The organism is Gluconobacter sp. OJB (genome assembly GCF_039638275.1).
Classification (GTDB): Bacteria; Pseudomonadota; Alphaproteobacteria; order Acetobacterales; family Acetobacteraceae; genus Gluconobacter; species Gluconobacter cerevisiae.
In genome coordinates, this window is record NZ_JBDIWH010000001.1 from 1342300 (window position 1) to 1366662 (window position 24363).

Annotated in this window: 16 protein-coding genes; 6 read left to right on the top strand and 10 right to left on the bottom strand. The window is 59.8% G+C overall.

Going from position 1 to position 24363, the window contains the following annotated elements; all coding sequences use genetic code 11:
* The first annotated feature begins 52 nt into the window (after positions 1–52).
* A complete protein-coding gene (locus ABDK74_RS06255) occupies positions 53–1126 on the top strand; it encodes a LacI family DNA-binding transcriptional regulator (protein WP_346003145.1) in 1074 nt (357 codons plus the stop codon).
* A 15-nt stretch (positions 1127–1141) separates the two neighbouring features.
* On the opposite strand, the gene ABDK74_RS06260 is transcribed toward ABDK74_RS06255, so the two are convergent.
* The 5 genes from ABDK74_RS06260 to ABDK74_RS06280 are packed head-to-tail and all read right to left on the bottom strand — an operon-like array spanning position 1142 to position 6896.
* Positions 1142–1807 carry an HAD family hydrolase gene (locus ABDK74_RS06260; RefSeq protein WP_346003146.1) on the bottom strand — a complete coding sequence of 222 codons (666 nt, stop codon included), beginning with the start codon at positions 1805–1807 and terminating at the stop codon, positions 1142–1144.
* Positions 1808–1860: 53 nt separating this feature from the next.
* The gene (locus ABDK74_RS06265; protein WP_408874501.1) at positions 1861–4083 is read right to left on the bottom strand and encodes a family 20 glycosylhydrolase; all 2223 of its coding nucleotides are present in this window, start codon (positions 4081–4083) and stop codon (positions 1861–1863) included.
* On the bottom strand, positions 4052–5062 hold the full coding sequence (locus ABDK74_RS06270) for an ABC transporter substrate-binding protein (protein ID WP_346003147.1): 1011 nt from the start codon (positions 5060–5062) through the stop codon (positions 4052–4054). Before ABDK74_RS06270 ends, ABDK74_RS06265 begins: the two co-directional genes overlap by 32 nt.
* Entirely contained in the window at positions 5059–5841 is a 783-nt protein-coding gene (locus ABDK74_RS06275) for an ABC transporter ATP-binding protein (protein WP_346003148.1), read from the bottom strand. Before ABDK74_RS06275 ends, ABDK74_RS06270 begins: the two co-directional genes overlap by 4 nt.
* Entirely contained in the window at positions 5838–6896 is a 1059-nt protein-coding gene (locus ABDK74_RS06280) for an iron ABC transporter permease (protein WP_346003149.1), read from the bottom strand. The genes ABDK74_RS06275 and ABDK74_RS06280 overlap by 4 nt, the downstream gene beginning before the upstream one ends.
* Before the next feature lie 429 nt (positions 6897–7325).
* Between ABDK74_RS06280 and ABDK74_RS06285 the strand changes: the two genes are divergently transcribed.
* The 4 genes from ABDK74_RS06285 to ABDK74_RS06300 all read left to right on the top strand — a co-directional run bounded on the left by ABDK74_RS06285 (position 7326) and on the right by ABDK74_RS06300 (position 12254).
* A complete protein-coding gene (locus ABDK74_RS06285; protein WP_194253689.1) occupies positions 7326–8660 on the top strand; it encodes a cytochrome c in 1335 nt (444 codons plus the stop codon).
* A 26-nt stretch (positions 8661–8686) separates the two neighbouring features.
* Positions 8687–9163 (top strand): (2Fe-2S)-binding protein, encoded by a 477-nt coding sequence (locus ABDK74_RS06290; RefSeq protein ID WP_062031771.1) that lies wholly within the window; start codon positions 8687–8689, stop codon positions 9161–9163.
* The gene (locus ABDK74_RS06295; protein ID WP_346003150.1) at positions 9156–11471 is read left to right on the top strand and encodes a molybdopterin cofactor-binding domain-containing protein; all 2316 of its coding nucleotides are present in this window, start codon (positions 9156–9158) and stop codon (positions 11469–11471) included. The genes ABDK74_RS06290 and ABDK74_RS06295 overlap by 8 nt, the downstream gene beginning before the upstream one ends.
* Positions 11472–11660: 189 nt before the next feature.
* Positions 11661–12254: a DUF4339 domain-containing protein gene (locus ABDK74_RS06300; protein WP_346003151.1), complete on the top strand. Its 594-nt coding sequence runs from the start codon at positions 11661–11663 to the stop codon at positions 12252–12254.
* Between the two features lie 4 nt (positions 12255–12258).
* Here the strand turns inward: ABDK74_RS06300 and ABDK74_RS06305 are convergent, their stop codons facing one another.
* Both ABDK74_RS06305 and ABDK74_RS06310 read right to left on the bottom strand, forming a co-directional pair.
* Positions 12259–13299: a glycosyltransferase family 4 protein gene (locus ABDK74_RS06305; RefSeq protein ID WP_346003152.1), complete on the bottom strand. Its 1041-nt coding sequence runs from the start codon at positions 13297–13299 to the stop codon at positions 12259–12261.
* A gap of 39 nt (positions 13300–13338) precedes the next feature.
* The gene (locus tag ABDK74_RS06310; protein WP_346003153.1) at positions 13339–13878 is read right to left on the bottom strand and encodes a hypothetical protein; all 540 of its coding nucleotides are present in this window, start codon (positions 13876–13878) and stop codon (positions 13339–13341) included.
* Between the two features lie 164 nt (positions 13879–14042).
* Here ABDK74_RS06310 and ABDK74_RS06315 point away from each other — a divergent pair, with 164 nt between their 5' ends.
* On the top strand, positions 14043–16742 hold the full coding sequence (locus ABDK74_RS06315) for a pitrilysin family protein (protein ID WP_346003154.1): 2700 nt from the start codon (positions 14043–14045) through the stop codon (positions 16740–16742).
* A 73-nt stretch (positions 16743–16815) separates the two neighbouring features.
* On the opposite strand, the gene ABDK74_RS06320 is transcribed toward ABDK74_RS06315, so the two are convergent.
* The 3 genes from ABDK74_RS06320 to ABDK74_RS06330 form a co-directional block, all read right to left on the bottom strand.
* Positions 16816–17784, bottom strand: coding sequence for a glycosyltransferase (locus ABDK74_RS06320; protein WP_346004177.1), 969 nt, complete (start codon positions 17782–17784; stop codon positions 16816–16818).
* Between the two features lie 117 nt (positions 17785–17901).
* Complete coding sequence (locus tag ABDK74_RS06325) at positions 17902–20892, bottom strand: glycosyltransferase (RefSeq protein ID WP_346003155.1); 2991 nt, start codon at positions 20890–20892, stop codon at positions 17902–17904.
* Positions 20893–20916: 24 nt separating this feature from the next.
* Complete coding sequence (locus ABDK74_RS06330; RefSeq protein WP_346003156.1) at positions 20917–24264, bottom strand: glycosyltransferase; 3348 nt, start codon at positions 24262–24264, stop codon at positions 20917–20919.
* Positions 24265–24363: the final 99 nt, after the last annotated feature.

Sequence of the window (24363 nt, forward strand, 5' to 3'; positions counted from 1 at the left end):
GTCAGGATCGGCCCTGACAGGTCTGGTGTCTTTTGCTGGACAGACCGAAACAATGACCCGACAGTATGACCGCCGCAAAGTAACCCTCAAGGACGTGGCAGCACAGGTCGGGGTTTCCCACACGACGGTCTCCAACGCCTATATCCGTCCCGGCCAGCTTTCAGCTGCCCTGCGTGAGAAGATCCTCGCTGCTGCGCAGGAGCTTGGGTATACCGGCCCCGATCCAGCCGCCAAACAGCTCGCCACGGGTCGCGCGGGTGCTCTGGGTTTCCTGTTCAGCGAAGACCTGCCCTACGCTTTCACCGACCCCGCAATCCTCAGCGTACTCAACGGCGTCGCCCGGTCCTGCGATGATCTGGAAACCGATCTGGCTCTGATTTCTGCCGGTAGCAATCTACGAAACCGTGCCGCTCCCGTCTCGCTCGGCAATGCCGCCGTGGATGGTTACATCCTCTATTCGGTAGCCCCCGACAGCCGCTGCGTCCTCATGGCGCAGCAGCGCAATGTTCCGCTCGTCGTGGTGGACCAGCCCCGCCTTGATGGGGTGCCTTATGTCGGGATCGACGATCGCGGCTCCGCGTATCGTGCAGCCAAAACACTTCTTGATCTCGGACACCGGCATTTCGGCATCCTGTCGCTCAAGACGGCCCATGACGGCTATTTCGGCCCTCTGACGGCCAAACGACGCGCCAATATCGCTCACAGCACCATCGCCATGCGCCTGGAAGGCTATCTTCTGGCTCTACGGGAAGCGAAAATCGCCCCGGAAGACGTTCCTGCATGGGAAATTCCCATCAATTCCGAAGATATGGGAGCGGAAGGTGTCCGCCATCTGCTGAACCGCGCCCAGCGCCCGACCGCCATTCTCGCCATGAGCGACCGCGTCGCCATCGGGGCCATGCAGACCATCCGCACTCTGGGCCTGAACATCCCGCAAGACGTCTCGATCTTCGGCTTTGACGACATCCAAGCTGCCGAAAGCGCCGATCTGAGCACGGTCCGCCAGCCTCACGAACGCAAAGGCACGGAGGCCGTGCGCCTGTTGAGTGCCGCCACCGGCAGCGAGAACGTTATCCTCGATACCGAACTGGTCCTGCGCGGCAGCATCGGTCCCGCCGCGCCCTGACCAGACGGCGGCGTTTCAGTTCCGAAGCGCAACAGGCAGGTCACTGAAAGACCCGATCCGCAGATCCGGGTCCAGTGCTGCACACTGCGTGTCCGATCCATGGCCATAACTGGCCCAGCATGACGCAATCCCGGCATTACGGGCGAACTGAAGGTCAGCCACGGTATCGCCCACCATCAGAAAGTCCGAGCGCGGCTGCTTCGGAAACAGCGGCACAATGCGTTCATCCATCACGCGCGGATCAGGCTTGTGCGGAAAATGCGGTTCGGACGCCACAACACCTGAGAAGAACGGCGTCAGGCCAAAGCGCGCAATGCTCGCACAGACGGTCGGCGCGTGTTTGTTGCTGAGAATGGCGAGGATGGTGCCCTGTTCTTTCAGCGCCGCCAGCGTGTCCACCACACCGTCGAACAGGACCGTCTCTTCCTCATCTGCCGCCGGATAGAACGCCCGGTAATGACGTACGAACGCCGCCGCATCCTGCTCGTCGCTTTTGGGAACGATCGCCTGAAACAGCGTCTGGAGCGTTCCACCCCGCGTCAGTTCCTGCTTAAGCGCGTCCGACGTGGGCGCAGAAACTCCCACGGCATCGAACGCTTCTTTCAGGCTGCGAAGAATGGCCGGCTGCGTTTCCGCCAGCGTGCCGTCATAATCGAGGAGGAGGATCGGAAAACGTGTCATGCTTCTCTTTTCCCCCGCCGCGCGGCAGAAATCCATCCCCAGAGACGAAACGCTTATTGCCCACCTGCCGCAAGAAGCGCCCTGATCCCCGGCAGGATCGCGATCAGCAATCCCCCCGGCGGTTGCGAGGCATGGGCAGAGGCCAACATACTGGCCGAATTCTCAAAAGCCGCTTCCTGATCCTGAAGCAGACGGGTGGCATCCATCCGCCATGTCGAGCCGCTCCGTCCGTTCAGAATACCCAGTCCGGCGCGGGACAACTGCCCTACGGCATGCGAGACAGGCACCACAGCCTCAAGCGCCGGGACACCTTTCGCACTGGCCACGAATGCCGCGTCATTATCAGTCCAGCCCTGAAGCATCTCCCGCAGCGGGCCCGCCAGCGCCGTCTCGCCCTGCGCATAACGCTCCGCCATCGCATTGAACCGGGTCGCCACAAACGAATCAGGCTCCGCGACTGCCACAGGTGCCGACAGCATGGCTTCACCGCTAGGGGCCGCGAGATGGTTAAGCGCATAATTGCGGACGGGAACCGTCACATCCGTCAGCACTGCCAGAGGCCCTGAACGTTCCGGCGCCATGGCTTCACGCAAGGCATTACGATGCAGCGTGGCCTGCAATCCCGTCGCTTCAAGCTCCGTCATCACGACGGACAGACGTCGCTCCAGATCCGGAACATCCCGCACGTCCTGCGCGGACCAGAAACGCTCTGCTAGTGCCGCCATCCGGGGCCAGAGCCGCGAGTCCAACATTGGTTCGGATACCATTTCCGCCCAGAGCGTCCCTTCCGCCCCCATCACCAGCTTTTTCTGTGCGTCATCCAGCGGCGCTGCCTGCGGGTCCAGCGTAAAAGGCACGTAGAAATCCGGATGTTTTGGCGGGAATTTCGTCAGCTGATCCGCAGTAATGCCGTCCGCCCGCGTGTCGAACGGATCGACGGTATAATGCATAGCGGAGGGGCGCAGCAGATCAAGATAATACCCTGCAGACACCACAACCGGATGTCCGGCGCGCGTGGCTGATCCCGTCCATTTCGACGCGCGCCAGGGCTCGACCACCACGTTCTTCGGGATCGGAGCTTCGCTGACCTCGTCCCATCCCATCATCACATGCCCCTGCGCCGCGATGATGGCCGCGACCTGCCCCGTAAATGCAGCCTGAAGCGCCTCTGTCGTTTCGTAGCCATGCGCCTTCATATAGGCCGCAATCGCCGGATTCTTCGTCCACTGGGAGGACACAACTTCATCGCCACCCGCATGGATATAGCGGTCCGGGAAAAGGCGACCCATCTCGCCATACAGAACCCGTACGAAGCGCAACGTCTGCGGATTGGTCGGGTCGAGGGCAGCGTTGTTGAGGTTCAGCCCCTTGGCGCTCATATCCGGCAAAGGCTGTGCCGCCAGTGCCGGATAGGCGCGCACGATGGCCAGCGCATGCCCCGGAACGTCGAACTCCGGCACAACACGAATACCGCGATCAGCCGCATAGGACACGACCTCGCGGATCTGCGCCTGCGTATAATACTGATCCGGGGCGGTCATGGCCTGAAGCTGCGGATATGTCCGGCTTTCGACCCGAAAGGCCGTTCCGTCACTCAGATGCCAGTGCAACACGTTGAGCTTGACCAGTTCCATCGCATCGAGCTGACGCTCCACGGTTTCGACCGTATCGAAATGCCGCGACACATCCAGCAGCAGACCGCGCCACGCAAACCGGGGCGCATCCTCGATATGGATCCGCTCGACGACCGCACCATCCGGGGTGGCGCGGACAAGCTGAAGCAGCGTCGCCAGACCGTGAATCACACCCGCCGGACCATCCGCCTCCAGCCGCGCGCCCTTCGCCGCCGTCGTGAGCGCGTAACGCTCCTTTTCATCCACACTCAGATAAGCCCGGTCCGGCCCGGCGGACACATGCAGCACATACGGATCACCCTGCCCCGCAGGCCCGGCAATGGCCGCAAGACGCGTCGTAAACCGTGCCGCCGCCCGTTGCAGCAGTGGCGAAGGCCGCGTGTCCCACACAATCTGCATTCCGCCGCTGATTGACGCCACACCATTGGAGACCGAAACGCTCTGCGGAACTGGCAAAAGGCTTTCTTCCGCCCGCGCTTTACCAACAGAAATCCCGGCCAGAACGCTTCCCGCAAGGAGCAGCCCCACCGCACCACGAACCCCGCGGCGAACAATCCGGCCGCATTGTGAACCTGTCTGCGTCATCTGAAGCTGTCCCTGAATATGAATTTCAGTGCGTATCGGGCGCGGGAGGGTGCGCATCAAGCATAAGCTCCGCATCTCCGGCAGAGAGCGCAATACCATAGAACTCGTGATAGAAAGAGCGGATAGACCGGATCATCGCAGGCCGATCCACCTGCCCGGTCTGAACGATCTGCCGCGACCACAGAACCTGAAGCAGAAGCTCGGGCCCATAACGGTCCCACGGAAACAACCCCGTCGGATTGCGATAGACGCGCCCGGACTGCACAGCTTTGATTTTCGACCAGACCGGGTCCTGCGTCAGTGTCGCCGGATCGCCCGCATTGGCACCGATAATGACGATCTCCGGGTTCCACGACAGGACCTGTTCGATTGAAACGGGCTGTTTGTTCCCATGAATGCCCTGTGCCGCATTCCGCCCACCTGCACTGCGGATCCACTGGTCGATGATGCTGGCATCACCATCCACCCTGAGCGGCTTAAGAGACTCAACATGCAACACGCGCGGCCCCTGCGGATTGGTCGGGGCCTGCGAGACGGCCTGAAGAAACGCGAGACGATAAGCCTGCGCCCGCTTTGTCGCCAAGGGCGTCTGAAGCAGGGTCGCGGTTCCGTCCACGCAGTCGAGCATCGAATCAAACCGGTCGAACCCTTCAGGCACCACGTTCAGCCCGGCCCGCGTCAGGGCATCGGCGGAATGGCTCGAAGCCATCACGAATACCAGATCGGGATGCAGCGCCAGAAGCTCTTCTGCATTCAGATTGCCGGGGTCCAGCGTCTCGGCTCTGGACAGCGACGGCACCAGCCGGAACATCCAGGGCAGCATCGCCGGACGGGCCACAGTTCCCACGATCCGGTTCTGCGCTCCGAGCATGATGAGCATCGCATTATGCGCGTACCAGCCTTCCACGATCCGGGTGGGAGGCGCCGCGTGTGCGGCCGGCCCCGAAAGTGCAACCGCACCCAGCAAAGCCGTGCCCAGAAATGTCAGGGCCGAAAACCGCTTCAGGGTCCGTGACAATGTCAGTCCCAGTGTCATTTCTCGTTCCTTTCCTGATGGAAAAAGCGGTTTCCGGCATGATCCATCTGCATCAGAGGCACCCCGTAAAGCGCCGACATCCGTTGCGCCGTCACGACATTCTGTGGCGGGCCATCCGCTTCGATCCGGCCATGATCCAGAACCAGCACCCGGCTGGCATGCGCATAAAGCTCTTCCGGTCGGTGCGACGTGAGCATAACAAGCCGCCCCTCCTGCGCAAGTTCCGCCAGCAGCGCCATCAGCCGCAGTTGATAGCCGTAATCCAGACCTGCCATAGGCTCATCAAGCAGCAGACCCCGCGCATCCTGCGCAATAGCCCGCGCCAGAACGACCCGCTGACGCTCGCCACCGGATAGCTCCGTGACGGGACGATCAGCAAAGCGCTCCAGTCCCATTCGCTCCAATGCTGCCGCCACGGCCATCTGGTCCTGCGGAGACAAACGTCCCGTCAGGCCGGAATGCGGCACCCGTCCAAGCTCCACCATCCGCCGCACCGTATAAGGAAACGTCACCACATGGCTCTGCGGCATATAGGCCAGATGCCGCGCAATAGCAGAAGCAGGCCACGCCCGCAGAGACCGCTCCTCAAGAAAGACCTCTCCGGTCGAGGGCACGAGAAAACCCATCAGAAGCCGCAACAGCGTACTTTTGCCCGCACCGTTCAGCCCCAGAAGGCCGACCAATTCGCCTTCCCGCAACGAAAGATCGATATCCTCCAGCACAAATCCGGCTTGTCGCGGCTGGCGGAAACCAAGATTGCGGCACGACAGCAGCGTCATGCCATCCCGCCCCGCAGTCGCCGCAGCACCAGCACGAAAGCCAGAGCGCCAAACAGTTGCGTGACGATCCCAAGCGGAACCTCGCCCGTTGTGAGACTACGTGCGCAGGTATCGGCCAGCACCAGCCCCCCCGCCCCCAGCAGCGCCGTCACTGGCATCATGTTCCGATGTTCCGCTCCGACAAGAAGGCGCGCCACATGCGGCACCAGAAGCCCGATCCAACCGATAATTCCGGCCATCGAAATCGTCATGGCGCAGGCCAGCGTCGCCAGAACGATCAGCGCCGGACGCATCACCCGCACTGACACACCCAGACTGCGCGCTTCGTCATCTCCGAGCGACAGCACATCCAGAACGGGCGCACACAAAACAAGCACCACTGTCAGCACGATGAGCGGACCAGACACCCACGCCAGTTCGTGCCACCCACTTGGCGCCAGGCTCCCCAGAAGCCAGTCCACAATGGCCGGAAGCTGATCCATCGGGTCGGCCAGATATTTCACCAAAGACAATAAGGCCGTGAAGATCGCGTTCCCGATCAGGCCGCCCAGAAGCAGGGCTAAAACCCCGCCCCCCGGCAGGGTTCTGCTGATCAGAAGCCCACACCCGACCGCCAGCAACCCGCCCCCGAAGGCGCCCATCTGCACCACGAACGCCGAACCGCCACTGACGATCGCAAGAGCCGCCCCAAACGCCGCACCACTCAGAACACCCAAAAGATCCGGCGAAACCAAAGGATTACGAAACACCGCCTGATAGGTCGCGCCGCCGCAGGAGAGCGCACTTCCGACCAGGAGCGCCGCCAAAATACGCGGCAACCGGGCCTGCATCACCACCACCTGCGCAAGCGGATCGCCCCCGGCGGACAGATGCAGCAAATGCCCGAACACTCCAAATACCCGCAGCGGAGACAACGGATAACGCCCCAGACAGAGGGCGCACAACACGCTCAGAACCACACCCGTCAGGGCAACGGCACGGATCAGGGCAGGACGGACAGAAATGGCAGGTCCTCTCGGCAGAACGGCAGACAAAACCTGCCGCAGGAAAACCATAAGCCAAGCTCCCCTATGCCGCCAGAATCCCCGCACAGTGATCTCAACTCATAGTTTCCATCCGTATCCTTCACCTGAAATGCCTCAAAAGCATAGGATTTTTTGACACCCGGTGTCATAATAATTGTCATAAAACATACTTCCGTTTAGAGGAATTGTAACAGGATCTCGAACAATCTCCCCAGTATCACCGTTATCCTCCATAAGATTTTCATCCGGAAATACTACAATCAGGACTGAAACAGTCCCGGATTTACGCGGCAACGCCCGAAAACCTGTGTTATTTTCATGACTCTGATTGCATTTATTTTAGGAAACGCACGCTTTTGAGATAGCGCAATCTTCCCTTTCATGGTCCCGTGCCTTAGGTTGCACGCAACAGCCGCCTTTTGTGGCAAATGATTTCAATCCTTCCGGGACAGTTCAACCATGCTCAAACGGATAGCTGCCGCTGTCATTGGCCTTGGTGCAGTGGGAGGCATCGGCTTTCTTGCCTATGCCTGGTACCCCGCCATCGCTCCGATCCCCCGGCCAGCCGCCTCGTCGTTCTCCGCTGATGCCATCAAACGTGGTGCCATTGTCGCGAATGGCGGCTACTGTGCGGAATGCCATACCCGTGTAGATGGCACCCCAGGCCCCGAAATGGCTGGCGACTTCAAAATGGCCACGCCTTTTGGCGACATCTTCTCGTCCAACATCACTCCGGACGAGCAGTGGGGAATCGGCAACTGGTCACTGGCCGCTTTCAAGCGCGCCATGAACAAGGGCATCGCCCGCGACGGTTCGCAGCTCTATCCGGCCTTCCCGTTCGACCATTTCACGAAGGTCAACGATCAGGACGTCTCGGATCTGTACGCGTATCTGATGACGCAGCCCGCCGTTCACATGAAGCCGCGTGACAACACGGTTCCGTTCCCGATCAACATCCGCCTGATCGGACAGGGCTTCTGGAAGCTGCTGTTCTTCACGCCGGGCCGCTATCAGAACGACCCGAAGCATGATGCCCAGTGGAACCGCGGTGCCTATCTCGCCGAAGGTAACGAACACTGCGGCGCCTGCCACACGCCGCGTAATCTTCTCGGCGCCGAGAAGATGAGCAAGGTCTATGACGGCGCAGTCATCGACGGCTGGATCGCGCCGCCCCTGAACGACCACAATCCGACACCGGTCGTCTGGACCGAAGACGAGCTGTTCCAGTATCTGCGCTTCGGCGTGGCTCCGCTGCACGGTTCGGCCGCAGGCCCGATGTCCCCCGTGCCGCATCGCTTCCTGTCGAAAATCCCCGAGGAAGACGTGCGCGCCATCGCTCATTATTATGCAGATGTAGACAAGGCCGCACAGCGCAGCGGCGGCGATCAGGCCGCGATTGCCCGCGCCATGCACATGTCCGGCATCAACCTGACCGGCCCGCTGACGCAGGATCCCGATGCCCGTCTGTATCAGGCCGCCTGTGGCGCCTGCCACTACAATTCCGGCCCGAACCCCGTGCTCGGCCGCCCGGAACTGGCTCTGAACAACGCGCTGTGGCTGGATGAGCCGAACAACCTTTATCAGGTCATGCTGCATGGCATTACCGCAGAAGAAGGTCAGGATCACATCTCGATGCCGAGCTTCTATTCCGGCCTGTCCGATCATGACATGGCCCGCATCGCCGCGTATCTGCGTCGCACACGCACCACGCTTCCCCCCTGGACGGATCTGGAAAAGAAGGCCGCCAGCGCGCGCGCCACGCTTGAAGCTCCGCCCATCACCGCTTCGCACTGATCCGGGCAGGACTGGGAATACAGGACATGACCACGAAATTTGAACTCAACGGACAGCCCGTTACGGTCGACGCCCCGGCAGACACACCCCTGCTCTGGGTCATCCGTGACGACCTGAACATGACCGGCACCAAGTTCGGCTGCGGCATTGGCGAATGCGGTGCCTGCACCGTCCATGTCGGCGGCCGTGCCACGCGCTCGTGCATCACGCCGCTTTCCGCCGTGGAAGGCGCGTCGATCACCACGATCGAAGGGCTGGACCCGGAAGGCAACCACGTCGTGCAGGTCGCATGGCGGGATCAGCAGGTGCCGCAGTGCGGATACTGCCAGTCCGGTCAGATCATGCAGGCCGCAAGCCTCCTGAAGGACTACCCGAACCCGACGGACGATCAGATCGACGGCGTGATGGGCGGCAGCCTCTGTCGCTGCATGACCTATATCCGCATTCGCAAGGCCATCAAGGAAGCTGCTTCCAAGCAGCAGGAAGGCGCCAACAATGGCTAAAATCGAACAGATTGCGAAAAAGAGCGACGCCGCGCGCCTCTCCCGCCGCAACTTCCTGATGACGGCCGCTGGCGGTGGACTGATGTTCGGTTTCGCCCGCAAGGCCGGTGCCGCCGTAACGCTGCCGTCCCCGATGCCGCCGGAAGCCGCGTTCGAGCCGAACATCTGGTGCGCCATCGCGCCTGATGGGGCAATCAACGTCAACATCGTCCGTGCCGAAATGGGCCAGCATGTCGGCACGGCCCTTGCCCGCATCATCGCGGACGAAATGGACGCGAGCTGGGACAAGATCAAGATCACCGAAGTGGACACCGCGCCGAAATGGGCCGGGAAATACGTCACCGGTGGTTCCTGGTCCGTCTGGGACACGTGGGACACCTTCCGTCAGGCCGGTGCCGCAGCCCGCAGTGTGATGCTTGAAGAAGGCGCCAAGCTCCTCGGCACGACGCCGGAACGCTGCACCGTTAGCGAAAGCGTTGTTTCTGCTGGCGGCAAGAGCGTATCCTTCGGCGATATTGTGGCCCGCACAAAGCCGACCCGGACCTTCACACCCGAAGAAATGGCGAAGCTGCCGCTCAAGCCGGTTGCGGACCGCCGCCTCATCAGCAAGCCGGTCCCGGCGCTCGACATCCCGGACAAAACGACCGGCAAGGCCATTTACGGCATCGACGTCAAACTGGACGGCATGCTGTATGGCCGTCCGAAAATGCCGCCGACACGCTATGCCTCGAAGGTCGTCTCCGTGGACGACAGCGCCGCGAAGAAGATCACCGGCTATGAGCGCTATGTGGTTCTGGACGACCCGTCCGGCATCGTTCCGGGCTGGGTCGTGGCACTGGCCAAGACCTATCCCGCTGCGATCCGCGCCGCCGATGCCCTGAAAGTACAGTGGAATCCCGGCCCGACGATCCATGTCTCCGAAGCGGACATCATCGAACATGGTCGCAAGCTGACCCTTAATCCGAAGAACGGCGCATGCGTCTTCAACGACAAGGGTGTGGACGAAGCTCTTACGATCCATCCTGCTCAGGTCTTCGAGCGCAGCTACACCTGTGCCTCCGTCGCGCATTACCAGCTTGAGCCGGTCAATGCGGTGGCGCGTCACATCGACGGCATGTGGGAAATCCATACCGGCAACCAGTGGCAGTCCCTTATCCTGCCGCAGCTCGCCAAGTCGCTTCAGGTTCCCGAAGAGCAGGTCGTCATGCGCACCTATATGCTCGGCGGTGGCTTCGGACGGCGTCTGAACGGCGATTACTGCATTCCGGCCGCTCTGGCCTCCAAGGCCATCGGTGGCGCCCCGGTCAAGCTGATCCTGACGCGCTCCGACGACATGGAGCTGGACTCCATCCGTTCGCCGTCCTTTCAGAACATCAAGGTCGCGCTCGACAACGATCGCAAGAAGATCACGACCATGGACTATGTCGCGGTCGCGGGCTGGCCGACGCAGGTGATGGCTCCGGCCTTCCTCGCCACGGCTGAAGACGGGAAGAAATACGATCCGTTCGCCATCGCAGGTGCGGATCACTGGTACGACACAGGCCCGACCCGCGTTCGCGCCATCAGCAATGACCTTGCCAACGCCACGTTCCGTCCCGGCTGGCTGCGTTCGGTCAGTGCAGGCTGGACGCCCTGGGCGCTGGAATGCTTCCTCGACGAGGTAGCCCATTCCACGAAACAGGACCCGCTGGAATTCCGTCTGTCCATGTTCACGGCGCAGGGCCGTAACGCCGGTCAGGCTCCGAACTCCGTCGGCGGGGCCAAGCGTCAGGCCGCCGTGCTCCAGCGTCTGGCCGACAAGATCGGCTATGGCAAGGAACAGCTTCCCGACGACACAGCCATCGGCATCGCCACCAGCTTCGGTCAGGAACGCGGCATGCCGACCTGGACGGCCGGTGCGGCGCAGGTTCATGTCGATCGCAAGACGGGCATCGTCACCTGTCAGAAGCTCTGGCTCGTGCTGGATGCCGGCATTATCGTTGATCCGGGCGGCGCTCTGGCACAGACTGAAGGTGCGGCGCTATGGGGACTCAGCATGGCCATGTTCGAGGGCACCGAGATCGTCGACGGCACGATCAAGGACCGCAACCTCAACACCTACACCCCGCTGCGCCTCCCCGACGTGCCGGATATCGACATCGAGTTCGTCCAGAACACCGAAAAGCCCACGGGCCTTGGTGAGCCGGGCGTCACGGTTGTCGCACCCGCCATCGGCAATGCAATCTTCAACGCTGTTGGCGTCCGCCTGCGGCACATACCGATGCGCCCCGCCGACGTGCTCCGCGAACTGCAACAGCACCCACGCTGAACAGTCAGCAAATCATGAAAAGGCCGTAGCCCCCATCGGGACTGCGGCCTTTTTTCATACGAGGCTACGGACCCTCCTCCCTCCTTGGAGCAGGATGGGTCTTGCCAAGCCCCCAGAAAGTCGTGACAGACTGCATTGTTCGGGACCCAACAGGCCCCGAACAATGCGCCGCCGGGAAAAGGACGAACTGTGAGCTGGTTTTACGAAGACCATGGCACCCGGAAGGGACCGGTGTCCGCAGACGGCATGAAAGCCCTCGTGACCGAAGGCATCATCGGGCATTCCACCCTGTGCTGGACGGAGGATTTTGGGGGTGAATGGCATCCGGCAGGAAGCTGCGTTTTCTGGCCTCCACAGCCGGAGGGCGTTCCTCCGGCCCTCCCTGTCAGCCTGATCTCAAACCGCTGGCTCTGGCTCAGCCTGATCGGTCCGTTCTTTGGCAGCGTAGCGGTCAGCGCCCTTCAGGGCTTCGGACTCATCCCCGATTTCGCCAGTAATTTTGCTTCCATGATCGTGAGCATCGGCATTTTCTACATGGCCCTCGTCATGGACCGTCGCAGCCTGCTCGCTGCGGGTTTTCGCCCCGGCACCATCCTGTGGATTCTGCTGCCACCGCTTTATTTCTGGCGCCGCATCCAGATTGTCGGACACGGTATGCTACTCTTTTTCCTGTCGATTCTGGTCTTTCTCTGCGAGTTCGTTCCCGCCCTGACCACGAGCTGGCACGTTTTCCCGGATGTCGGGCTTTCGGACTACGTTTCACGCCGCTACTACGAGCTTTAAACCCTCAGCAGTACCGGCGGTAAAAAGCTTCGACGCTACTGGCCGCAGTGGCGATCCGATAACGGGACATATCCCACTGACGCGGTGCCGCAGCTTCAAGACGCCGCAACCCGGCCGTCAGTGCTTCCAGACAACCCGACGGCAGCAAACATTCCTGTGCATCTGCGAGAATGTCCTTCACACCACCCGCCGCCGTCGCACAGACCGGCAATCCGGCTTCCATCGCTTCCAGCAGCACCAGTCCGAACGGCTCGTGACGTGACGGAACAACAAACGCATCGAACGCGGCCAGAAGATCGGGCATGTCCGTGCGATAGCCGGTGAAAATAATATCCGTACGACCCTGCGCCGCTTTTTGCAGTGCACACCGCTCCGGGCCATCCCCGACCAGGACCAGCCGGGTATCGGGCCTGAGACCGGCCTGTTTCCAGGCCTTTATCAAAAGCTGGAAGTTCTTTTCCTCAACCATCCGACCGGCTGCCCCGATCACGACCCCACCTTCAGGAATACGCCATTCAAGCCGCATCTGTTCGCGTAATGCCGCACGGCATTCTGCCGTAGATTGTGACGGAACCGTCCAGTTGGGGATCAGCGCACAGGCTTCACGCTGCCGTTGCGGCAGGATATCGCGCTGCCATGATGCAATGCAGACCAGCCCATCATGCGTGCCGTAGCTGCGACCGCGATAGGAGGTGTGCAACGTCGCAACGACAGGCACAGATCCCGCAAGCCCTGCCCGACGCAGCCAGCTCGCCCGGGCAGAAGCCCGCCCGAGATGAGTATGGACGATATCGTGTCGTCCGCTGCGAAGCTCGGTAGCCAATGCGGGCAGATATCCCGCGCGCCCTGCCCGCACGATCTTCACTTCAGGACAGAGAAAGCCCTGAATATCCGCGCCCGTGCGCGCATCGGTCGTCCTGCGCTCCAGAAGAAGCGTGACGTCATGGCTCCGCGCCTGAATGGCGGAGAGTTCCGCAAGATGTCGCTCCGTTCCCGCAAATTCCCGGGTCGAGAGGCAATGCAGAATTCGCAGTCGGGATGTCACGCGCGTGTTCCTTGATGGGCGTGGCGAAGAAACCGGATGTCAGGAGTTCAGCCGGCCCCCGGCCGTGCCCCAAACACCTTCAATGATCGGGCCCCTGCGGCTGGACACGCGCTGCGAAGGGGGGCGCGGCTGACAGGCCACCAGATAAAGACCAATGGTAAAGAGAAGCTGGGAAATCGTCGTAAGCTGCGTCACCAGCCAGACGAAATCGGGCGCTCCCAGCCCTCGGAAAAGCTGATACGCCAGAAAGGCCAGAGACAGCAGTCGCATAGCTCGCAGCAACGGCCGCAGCGGATTGAGCATTCCGGGCCGCACCATCGGCGCGCAACGCCTCATGCCCAGAAAGAACGCCAGACTGACGCACCAGATCAGCGCACTGTCGATCATATTGCCCAGACTGGCACCGAACAGCAGCATCGGCAGCACAAGGGACAGCCCGTCCAGCATCAGCGCCCCGAGCTGACAGCTCAGGCCGAGATGGAGCGGCGTCAGGCGATCGGGAAGGCGGTCCGCCAGAGGCTGGAACAGCCGGTCGAGCAGCCAGTCATCCACTTGGGCAATGCGTTCAGGTAAAGTCATCACACATCCTTTATCCGCCTCTCCGCTCTGCTGCACATAATTTTTTCTTCATCCTGCCGTCAGATACAGGGCTTCAGACACGGGTTACACATGGTGGACAGAAACCGGCGCAACAGCTTTACTCTTTTGTGAAGATACGTTTCTCCTCAGGAAGATCTGAACCGATGTCCGCACTCTCCCGTCTCTCCCGCCTCTCCCTGCTGGCAGCCACCATGCTCGCCCCTCCGGTTCTGGCGGGAGCTCATGCCGCACCTGAAGCGACCCAGACGGCGAGTGCAGCTCCGGCTACGGTTACCCGTGCCACGCTCTCAAACGGATTGCGGGTGATCGTGGTGCGCGACACGCTCGCTCCGGTGGTGCAGACCATGCTGAATTACGAGACAGGTTCCGTGAATGCGCCGAAAGGCTTTCCCGGCACGGCCCATGCGCTTGAGCACATGATGTTCAACGGCTCGAAGGCACTCTCGCGCGACCAGCTCTCCACCATCAGCGCGCAGCTCGGCAACAACGACAACGCCGACACGACCTCGGACGTCACGCAGTATTACTTCAAGGCCCCCGCCAGCGATCTCGACGTTCTGCTGAAAATCGAGGCCGGGCGGATGCGCGGCCTGAACATTACCGAAGCCGAATGGGCGCATGAGAAAGGCGCGATCGAACAGGAAGTCTCGCGCGATCTCTCCAGTCCGATCTATCGCTACCTCTCCCAGATCCGCGCCGCCCTTTACGCAGGCACACCCTACGAACACGACGCTCTCGGCACGCGCCCGTCCTTTGACGCGACCACCGCCCCGCTGCTGAAAAAATTCTATGACACATGGTACACACCCAACAACGCCGTTCTGGTCATCACCGGCGACGTGGACCCGCAGGAGACGCTGAAAAAGGTCGAGGCCGCTTTTGGCAGCATTCCGGCCAACACCCTTCCCGAACGCGGCACCGTCTCCCCGACCCCGGCCAAGGCCCAGAGCATTTCCCTCGACACCGACCTGCCGATTGGTCTCGTGACGATGGCATGGCGGATGCCGGGACAGCGCGACCCCGATTATGCGGCGACAACGCTGCTCGCCGACGCCATCAGCAGCCAGCGCGCGGCCCTGTTCGCCCTCGTGCCTGAAGGCAAGGCACTCGATACGGGCTTCATGTATGATCCCGATGCGCAGGCCGGACTGGGCGTCGTTTATGCCGGCTTCCCCAAGGGTGCCAATCCCGACGGCCTGCGGACAGCCGTTGCGGCCATCATGGAAAATTTCCGCACCCACGGCATCCCGGCCGAACTGATCGAAGCCGCCCGCCGCAAGGAAATCGCAGCGCTTGAGTTCAACGCCAACAGCATTTCCGGCCTCGCCGAAAGCTGGTCGCAGGCCGTTGCCATCCAGCACCTCAACGACCCGCAGGACATGCTTGCTGCTTTCCGCAGCGTCACGAAGGAACAGGTCGACGCTCTGGCGAAAAAACTGCTCGACCCGGCCCATGCCATCAGCGCGACCCTGACGCCAAGCGCTTCGGGCAAACCTGTGGGCCAGAAGGGCTTCGGCGGTGCAGAATCGTTTAATACCCCCCCTGCGGGCAAAGTCACCCTGCCGGACTGGGCGCAGCAGGCTCTTGCCCGTCTGACGATCCCTGCTGCCGCTCCGCTACCCACGACATACACGCTCCCCAACGGACTGCATCTTCTCGTCCAACCCGAACATGTCAGCCATACGATCGAACTGATCGGCAACATTCGCCAGAACGCGGACCTCGAACAGCCTGCCGGTCAGGAAGGCGTAGCGGACATCACGCAGCAGATGTTCCTCTACGGCAGCAAAACGCATGACCGTCTGGCCCTCGCCCGCGCGCTCGATGACCTTTCGGCAGACGAAGAAGCCGGTCCGTCCTTCTCGCTGAGCACGTTGACGCCGAACTTCGAGAAGGGCCTCGCCCTGCTGGCCGATCATGAACTGAACCCGGCTTTCCCGGAAAAAGCGTTCCGCGTCACCCAGCTACAGGCCGCGCAGGCGCAGGCCGGTGAACTTCAGTCACCCGGCTATCGCTTTGGCCGCGCCACCCGCAAGGCACTCGTTCCCCCGCAGGACCCCACCCTGCGTGAAGCCACGCCTTCCACGATCAGCAAGCTCACACTGGCCGACGTTCAGGCCTACTATGCCCACACGTACCGCCCAGACCTGACCACCATCGTGATCGTCGGCGACATTACCCCCGAGGCCGCAAAAGCAGACGTCGAAAAGGCGTTCGGTGTCTGGAAGGCCGTGGGCCCCAAGCCCAACGTCGATCTGCCCGCAATTCCCCTCAGCCGCGCCTCTCAGGCCGTGGTCGCAGACCCGGGCCGCTCGCAGGACGAGGTCAAGCTCGTCGAGACCATCGGCATGAAAGTGACCGACCCGGACCGTCATGCGCTTGCCGTTGGCAACACGATCCTCGGAGACGGGTTCTCCTCGCGCCTGATGCAGGACCTGCGCGTCAAGACGGGCTATGTGTACGGTGCAGGAAGCGGTTTCAATTATTCCCGCACCCGCAGCGGCTTCGGTATTACGTTCGGCGCTGATCCGGACAAGGTCAGCAAGGCCCGGGCGCTTGCCGTCAAGGATGTCGAAGACATGCGGACCACCCCCGTCTCGCAGGAAAGCCTCGACCTCGCCAAGGCCACCCTTCTGCGCAGCCAGCCCATGTCCCGCGCCAGCTTCAGCGCCCTGGCCGGAAGCTATCTGTCCCTGATCGCGCTGGACCTGCCGCTCGACAGTCAGGCCAAGGCCGCGCAGGCCATCTATGACATGACCCCACAGCAGGTGCAGGCTGCTTTCCGCAAATGGGTCCGCCCGACCGATCTCGCCCAGATCGTCATGGGGCCACAGCCGAACTGAACCGGCTTTCACACACAAAAGGCCGCGGAACTGCTTCCGCGGCCTTTTTTATGAGGGTCGTCCTGAACGAGGGTCAGTCGATCAGGCCCTCGTCTTTCAGAACACGCAGCGCATACTGAATGCGATGCCGGTACAGATGCTCGGCCTGCGTCCGCGCCTGCGCCTTGTGTGCCATTTTCACCCGCAGGTCATTGTTGTCGAGATAGGTCGCGACAAGCCGCTCAAAATCGACACGGTTTGAGAAGACCGGGATTTCATCCGCTGAATAATAGCGACGGATTTCATGGGTATCCTCGTGGAATACCTGAAACGCCCCGGCCAGCGCAGCCTCGAACGTCCGTGGTCCCGGCGTGGAAGGCGCAATGACGAAACGCTTGTTCTCGAAGCTCAGGGAGCGGCCCAGATTCAGGACCAGCTTGGAACGACGGTACAGTTCCACAAGCTGCGACTTCTCAATCCGCGCATCGGAAAACCCGATCCCCAGTTCGCCCCAGCCCGGCCCAACGATCTTGATGTTCAGATCCCGTAGCGCTGGCAGAAGATTGCGGACGATATCCTTGCGGTTGGTGAACGCGACACCACAGAACAGAACATCAATTGTCTTTTCCGCGTGATCTTCGATTTCGCCGTAATGCAGCTTGGGGCAGGCTGCCAGCGGCAGATGGAACACCCTCTCGCGCTGGTAAAAATTATGGCCCCAGCGATCACAGGAGAAAATTACATCGAAATCGTCGGCAATGCGATAATTCGCATCCTGCTCGTAGGGGTCTTCCGTCGCCCAGAAGACCGTCACGGCGCCAATCTTCTTCGCCTCACGGCAGACCTCACCGAAGTACGTGCTTTCGGGAAGATAGGAGCCGATGGCAAAGACGATCGTCGGCTTCAGAACCCGGATGGAGCTGGCCGCAGCCGAAATATGAACGGCCGTGACGTTCTCTTCACCGAAACACTCCGCCCAGCCGTCCATGATGGACTCACGGATCTGGGTGTTCGCCTGGCTTTCATACCGCCCCCCGCTACAGACAAGCACCCGGCCGGTCATCCCGGCTGTTGCGCTGTCCAGCACACTGGCGTTTTCGATATCCACGACCGCGTCATTCACTGCGTCCATAACCTTCCCGCTCTCCCCAAACTTTTAAAACCGGTCGTATCCGATCCGTCATGCCATGCAGCTCTGAACAATCTCTGACAATGTCTGTCGGAAATCGACCGGAGAACAGTCCCGCTCAACCGCCGCGAGGGCGCCGTTGCGGAGAGTCTCCCACAGTTCTTCGTCCCGATAAAGCTGCTCTACAGCGGCCGCGAAAGCCTGCGGATCGTTCGCGGGGGCCGCCAGAATTTCGACACCCTCAACCCAGCCAACCTGCTCCTGAAGCAGTGTCGTCACGACCTGCGGCAAACCATACGACGCCGCTTCGTGAACCTTGAAGGGAATCCCGCCCGCAAAACGCGTCGGCGCGACAAAAACCCTGTGCCGGTCGAACAACTCTCTCGGGTCCCCGACAGGTCCCACGATCTCGACCCGACTGTTCGTCGAAAAGACCGTCATGTCCACATCCGGCCCGACAAACCCCGCGATCGTAAAATGGACCTCCGGCGGCAGAACACTGTCCAGCAAGGGCAGAACACTATCCACGAACCAGACAAGACTGTCATGGTTGGGGGCGCCCTCATCATGGATCGCACCGAAGAAAAGAATATTGTGGCGGCTCTCGAAGGGGGCAGGCGTCGGCTGGGGGTTCAGCTCATGCCCGAGCACCGAGACATTCACACAGCCCGCACGCCGCGCCAGTTCAGCATCATGATCCGTGACCGTGATGACCTTCTGGCAGAACCGGGCGCAGTCCAGTTCCTGCTGGAGCATCTCGTCAAAACTGATTTCCGGCGCCGGAAGCTCCAGAACCCGTATCCGTTCCAACGTCCGGGGCGTCGCGATCACTTCCGTATCGAGAATCGGCCCTGCAGCAGGCAGGTAGCGGCTCGACTCATTGAGCAGCGGCAGGAGGCGCTCCAGATTATGCGTACGGCCAATCCAGACCAGATCGTAATATCCGACCCGCTCCTGAATGAAGTCGGCAAAGTTGGAGAAATTCCGGTCAACGATCAGTTCTACCGTTTCGGGAAAATCTCCGAACAGATCAATGGATGTCTGATCCCGCGCCAGAACAGGGAAAACCGTAACCTGATAGCCCAGAGCCGTCATACCGCGGATGATGTCATTGGAGCGGACATAGCCCGATCCCAAACGACGCAGGGGCAAACGGTCCTCAATAAAAAGGATTTTCCTGCGCTGGCTGATGCGATGTTCGCGGCCAAGCACGGCATTGCGGATATGGGCTGGCTGCTGGTGCCGCAGAAAATCCTGTTGCAGACGCGCGAAGGTTTTGAGGTTACCCCGGATCAGAGCGTGAGAGCCAGCCGCACCGGAACTTCCGAATTCCAGATGTTCGATAACCACGCTCGGATCATAGACGATCCGCATCCCGGCTTTGAGAATGCGCACACACAGGTCGGCATCCTCGAAATAGGCTGGCATGTAACGCGGATCATATCCCCCAAGACGACGCAGCAGCGCTGTTCGCACCATCAGGAAAGCGGCTGAGCAGTAATCAACATCCCGGACGAAATTGGCACTCGTCAGGTTCGGATCGTCTTCACGCAGATAGCCGTAAGTCGCACCGTCCCGCCAGATGATGGACCCTGCTTCCTGAAGGAGCATGTTCGTGCGGATCAACTTGGCGCCGACAGCCCCAATATCCGTTTCCGCATGCAGACGCTTCAGAGCATGGAGAATGGCGTCAGGATACAGACGAACATCATTGTTCAAATACAGGGTGAGCGGCGCTTCCGCTTTTTCCAGCGCAAAATTACAGCCCTGAAGATATCCGATGTTATGCCGATACCGCAGGATCGTGGCACCACGCACCATCCGGCCAATATGGCGCGTCTGATCATGAGACCCGGAGTCCACAAGAATAAGCTGGATGCCCCCGCCATAATTGGCACGCAACGACGCCAGTGCCTGCGCCGTCAGGGCAACCCGGTCATATACCACCATCAGCACGCTGACTTCGGGCACACCATGAACTGTGAAATCCAGCGGATGCCGCACCAGCGATGGCAGAATAGCCTCGGCTTCCCGCTCGAACAGAATGCGGGACTGCTCCTCTGGAATTTTGGGGACGGCCGCAAGCGCCGCCATCCGCCCTTCGCCAAGCCCCGTCCGCCCTGCCACAAGATGAGCAAAGGCGCTGTCATACAGGCGATTACGCACATCATTGCGGACCTGCGCCTGCGACATATGAGCTGCAAGATCCACATCGGTCTGTGGAGTACGACCTTCCTGCGCACCATAACGGACGAAATGATCGTAACCGTTGCGAAAAAATCCATGCTCCAGAGAAGGAACAATGTCGGGATGGGCCGTCCCGTACACCTGTTCTGAAAAAAATTCCTGGGGATCGAAAAGTCGTGGTGTTTCGTTCGTCAGGTAATGATGCAGGGCGCTCGAATAACGCCCGGCAGCGATATCCTGACGGACTTCGGGATATCGCGTCAGATACCAGACCGGATCAAAATACCAGGAAACACGGCCAGAATCGGCAACATGAGCAGGCAGACCAAGCCAGGACCCGAACAGGCCGATACGACTGTCGAAATGATCTGGAAATGTCAGCGCAAGATCTCGGCAAAGCTCATCGTCGAAGAAATGATGACCCCGATAATAATGGCTTTCACCAATTTCAAGGAAATGGTCGTAACCGTTGCGAAATCCGTTTTCAGTCAGGAAACGTTGTGTCAGTTCCGGGTAACGACGGCGATAACCGGGCTCATCAAATAACCAGTGCGGCGAATGGGTTTTGTAACCCGTCGCGATATAGTGCTCAAAACCCGAAACCCATTCTTCCCGAATCAGGCCCTGACGCACATCCTTGTACGCATCGCGATACCATATTTCGTCAAAATACCGATTGGGAGAATGCCCGTAACGCTGACCGGTCTGCTGATAGAATACATGCGGATCTTCCTGCCCTTCCTCCCGCATCCAGTCCCGAACCTCGGGATAGCGCAACAAATACCATTGCGTATCAAAGCGGGACCATCTGGGGTCCCGCAGATCTGATAACGGAACTGAAATACTCTCGGCCATGGCAACAAGCCTCCCGCTCGCAGATCAGGAAACGATTTTTTCTGCGAGAAGACGTTCAGCCCGTTCGACATCATGCGAATGTACTTCGACATGTTCGACCGCCAAGACTGCTCCGTTGTCAAAAGTGACGGCAATATTCGTCATTCTTAATCCGTAAACATCCCCAACGACATTCACAAGAATGAAGCGATAGACACCGTCAAGCGGGAGCGCATAGCCTTCGCGCGGCATGAACGCCCCTCTGAACCCAACGAAAAGAGGCGCGTCACGGTGAATCTTGCCAACATCGGCACGAGCCACACGTTCCGTCGCAAAGAATGTGATCTCTTCCCGGCTTTCCGAAACTAATCCGCCATAGACCTGCCCGGCGCGGGACAAATTACGGAAAAACACCCAGCCTTCAACCATAAGAGGGCTTGCCGGATCAGAATCAATCGGGAGATCGCCAATCAGTCCACTGAACTGGTCAACAAAGTAATCCAGAGCGCCTCCTGTGTACGGATGCATCTGGTGTTTGCCGACACCGGACAGCTTTACTCCCCGCATCAGACCATCACTATGAGAGACGCGACGGAAATCAGACAGGATAAGATCGTTGGACGGTGCGCTGCGGACGATGCTCTGAATCTGGCCCCCTTCAACCTCAATCTGGATCGGCGTTAACTGGAACGCTCCCTGACCATTGATGACATTGATCAGGCCAACCCGGAAACGCCCCTCACACCACTTCCCACGCAGGGCCACCTTCCCCGAAAAGCCGGAACGGCGAGGTGCATCGACGAAGAGCTCCGCAATATCGCTTCTGATTTCGCGCTGACATTCCAGAAAGATCATTGGACTGTCGGGATCTTCACCCACGAGAACCGTGAACATCTGCCCGGCAGAGCTCACGCTAGGAAGGATCATCCACCCCCGGATATGAAACTCGGGTGCGCCCTGAAAAGACTGCTCTTCCAGATTGGAGAAGACATGATGGCAGATGTCGTCAATGTAGCATTCAGCACCCTGCACCGAAAACCAGTCCAAAATCATGACCGGCAGTTCTACAGACAGATCACGGACAGTCGGTGGATCGAAAATGTGACGCGGCGGAGCCTGATGCCGCCAGGTGGCGTGAGGCAGCAAATGAACCTGCCCGACATCCAGACGCAGTTCCGATACGCCCATTTCGCGTCGAGGAGCCGTGTCATGATAAAGCGCCAGCAGTTCGTCGGCGTAGTCACGCGCATGCGTCCAAAGCGCAGGGGTAATATTCTGCATGATCTGGCGACGCAGAGGCTCGGAAGAGCGCAGTAACTCCAGACGTTCAAGAACCATGCTTGGGCGACTGATGGGAACTTTGAAGCCGTTGACGCCATCTTCAACACGATCGTGCAGAGCACCAACATCCGTCACAATGGGAATAAGGCCGTTCTGCCAGGCTTCGGACAAGGAAATGCAGTATGTTTCAGGCCAGATGGAAAGGTTCAAAGCAACATCCGCAACCTTCAGCGCCTCGATGTCCCCCATTTCATAACGGCCGTAAACCTTAACATTTGCACGAGGCACCGATGTCAGAACAGCTTCATATTCCGGGCTCAGATATCCGAAAATATGGAAAACGAAGTGGTCCGGATGAGCAATCTCAATCAGACTTAAAATCGTATCTGCACCCTTGGTCCGCAGGAAATTTCCTACGATGGCCACCCCAAGTGGGCGCTCACCAAGAGGCTGATACGCTTTTCTCAGAACCGGAACCGTATTGTCAGGGCTGGGAATACCCATCACCAGACTACGCTTGCTATCGAGAACCGGATAAATCTCGTGCGTCAGATCCCGTGAATGAACCGTCCCGAACAGGATGGCATCGACTGAGTGCAACATCTTTGCCACGAAAGCACGGCGGGTCTGTTCTCCACCATGATCCACATTCTCCGACGCCTTGAGCACGATATCGGCAGCAAGAACTGAACGGACCTCATCTTCCACATACCGCAGCTCATGATTGAGCAAATTGTAGCGTGCGGACAGCAGCCAGAAATCATGGGCAGAGAAAATCACGCCCGTCCCGTTTGCCTTGGCAATGATTGGCAACGAGAGGGCATGGTGACCCAGATGTTGGAAATGGACGAGATCAATATTGTACTGGCTAAGTACGCTGGAAAACGCCATTTCTTCCGGCGCATCACAAAGCGCGTCCTGCCAAGGCACTTCTGGAACATCAAAACGCTCCAGTTCATGACCATTGGCCGTCGTCAGGCGGCAAAAATTTCCACGACGCAGCCAATAGAAATACTCTACATCACGCGCCAGAAGCGTACAAAGCCCCTGCTGATAAACCTCAACACCACCCCAGGCCTGCTCGTGAATAGTGGAATGTGTGCACATCAGCACACGAAGGCGCCTGCGCCGCGGCATAGGAGCAATCGCATGGGTGCGGCATCCAAAGTCAGCGCCGGTAATGCTCCGGATCTTCTCAAGACGATGTTCGTACAAATGCTGTGATAGAACTGACTGCTGGGCAGCCATTGCAGCATCACGACGCGCCTCTGCCTGCTGAAGCAATATGGCAATCGCATCCACAACCTGATTGGCGTCTCTGGCCAGCGAGATGCCGTTCACCGTTTCAAAATGCGCCGCGTCCATGCTCTCCGGGGCTTCCACGACCTGTGCCGCACCGGCGAGGGCGAGCTCAAAGAAACGTGGACCAGGCGCCGTAGCCTGACTGACTTCGCCGTGACTTGCATAGTCACGGAACATGGTCAGGGTAACAGCGCTGACATTCGCAAAATCAATGAAAGCTTCATGACTGATGGGGCGCTGGATGGCAAGGGACGCCAGATCGCTCGGCAAAGGCGGCAGAAACTCGTTGGTCGGACAGACCAGCTTGAGCCGGGCATCGGGGAACGCTGCAATAACCTTGCGCAATGTGTGGACACGATTGGGCCACATCGTTCCTGCGAAGAAAATATCGTATTCCAGTTCGTCAGCGGAAAGAACGCTGCGTTCATGGATCGACGGACTGGCAGCCAGAGGAAGGTAATGACCCTTGCCATGATAGTGGTCTGCGCAGGACGGGTCATTCGTGAAAACGAAGTCAAAAAGCTCGGCATTCTCGACATTGAAGTCCCGCATAAAAGGGTCTTCGAACGTCCAGAGGATCATGGTCTTGAAAGCCGGACGAACCCGGCGGATGAGCGGAAGATTGATACGTTGGGCATCAAGGCAGATCAGAACATCATGCTCACCAGAAGCAGCGATCCCTGCCAAACTCATATTGTCAGCAACGACAACCTGATCTTTGCCGAAGAGCACCTCTGCCGCCCGCTGTACGGCCAATGTCAAATAGGAATTGGGATTGTGGGTGTAATTCGTGTTGTAAATGACCGCCATCAATCTCCTGGGCGCTAACGCCCACCCCCATATTCAATATTGGCCAGTCGCCCGGATTTTAGCAGGGCATGCTCTCCGTTTACGACATTTTTGTCTCGA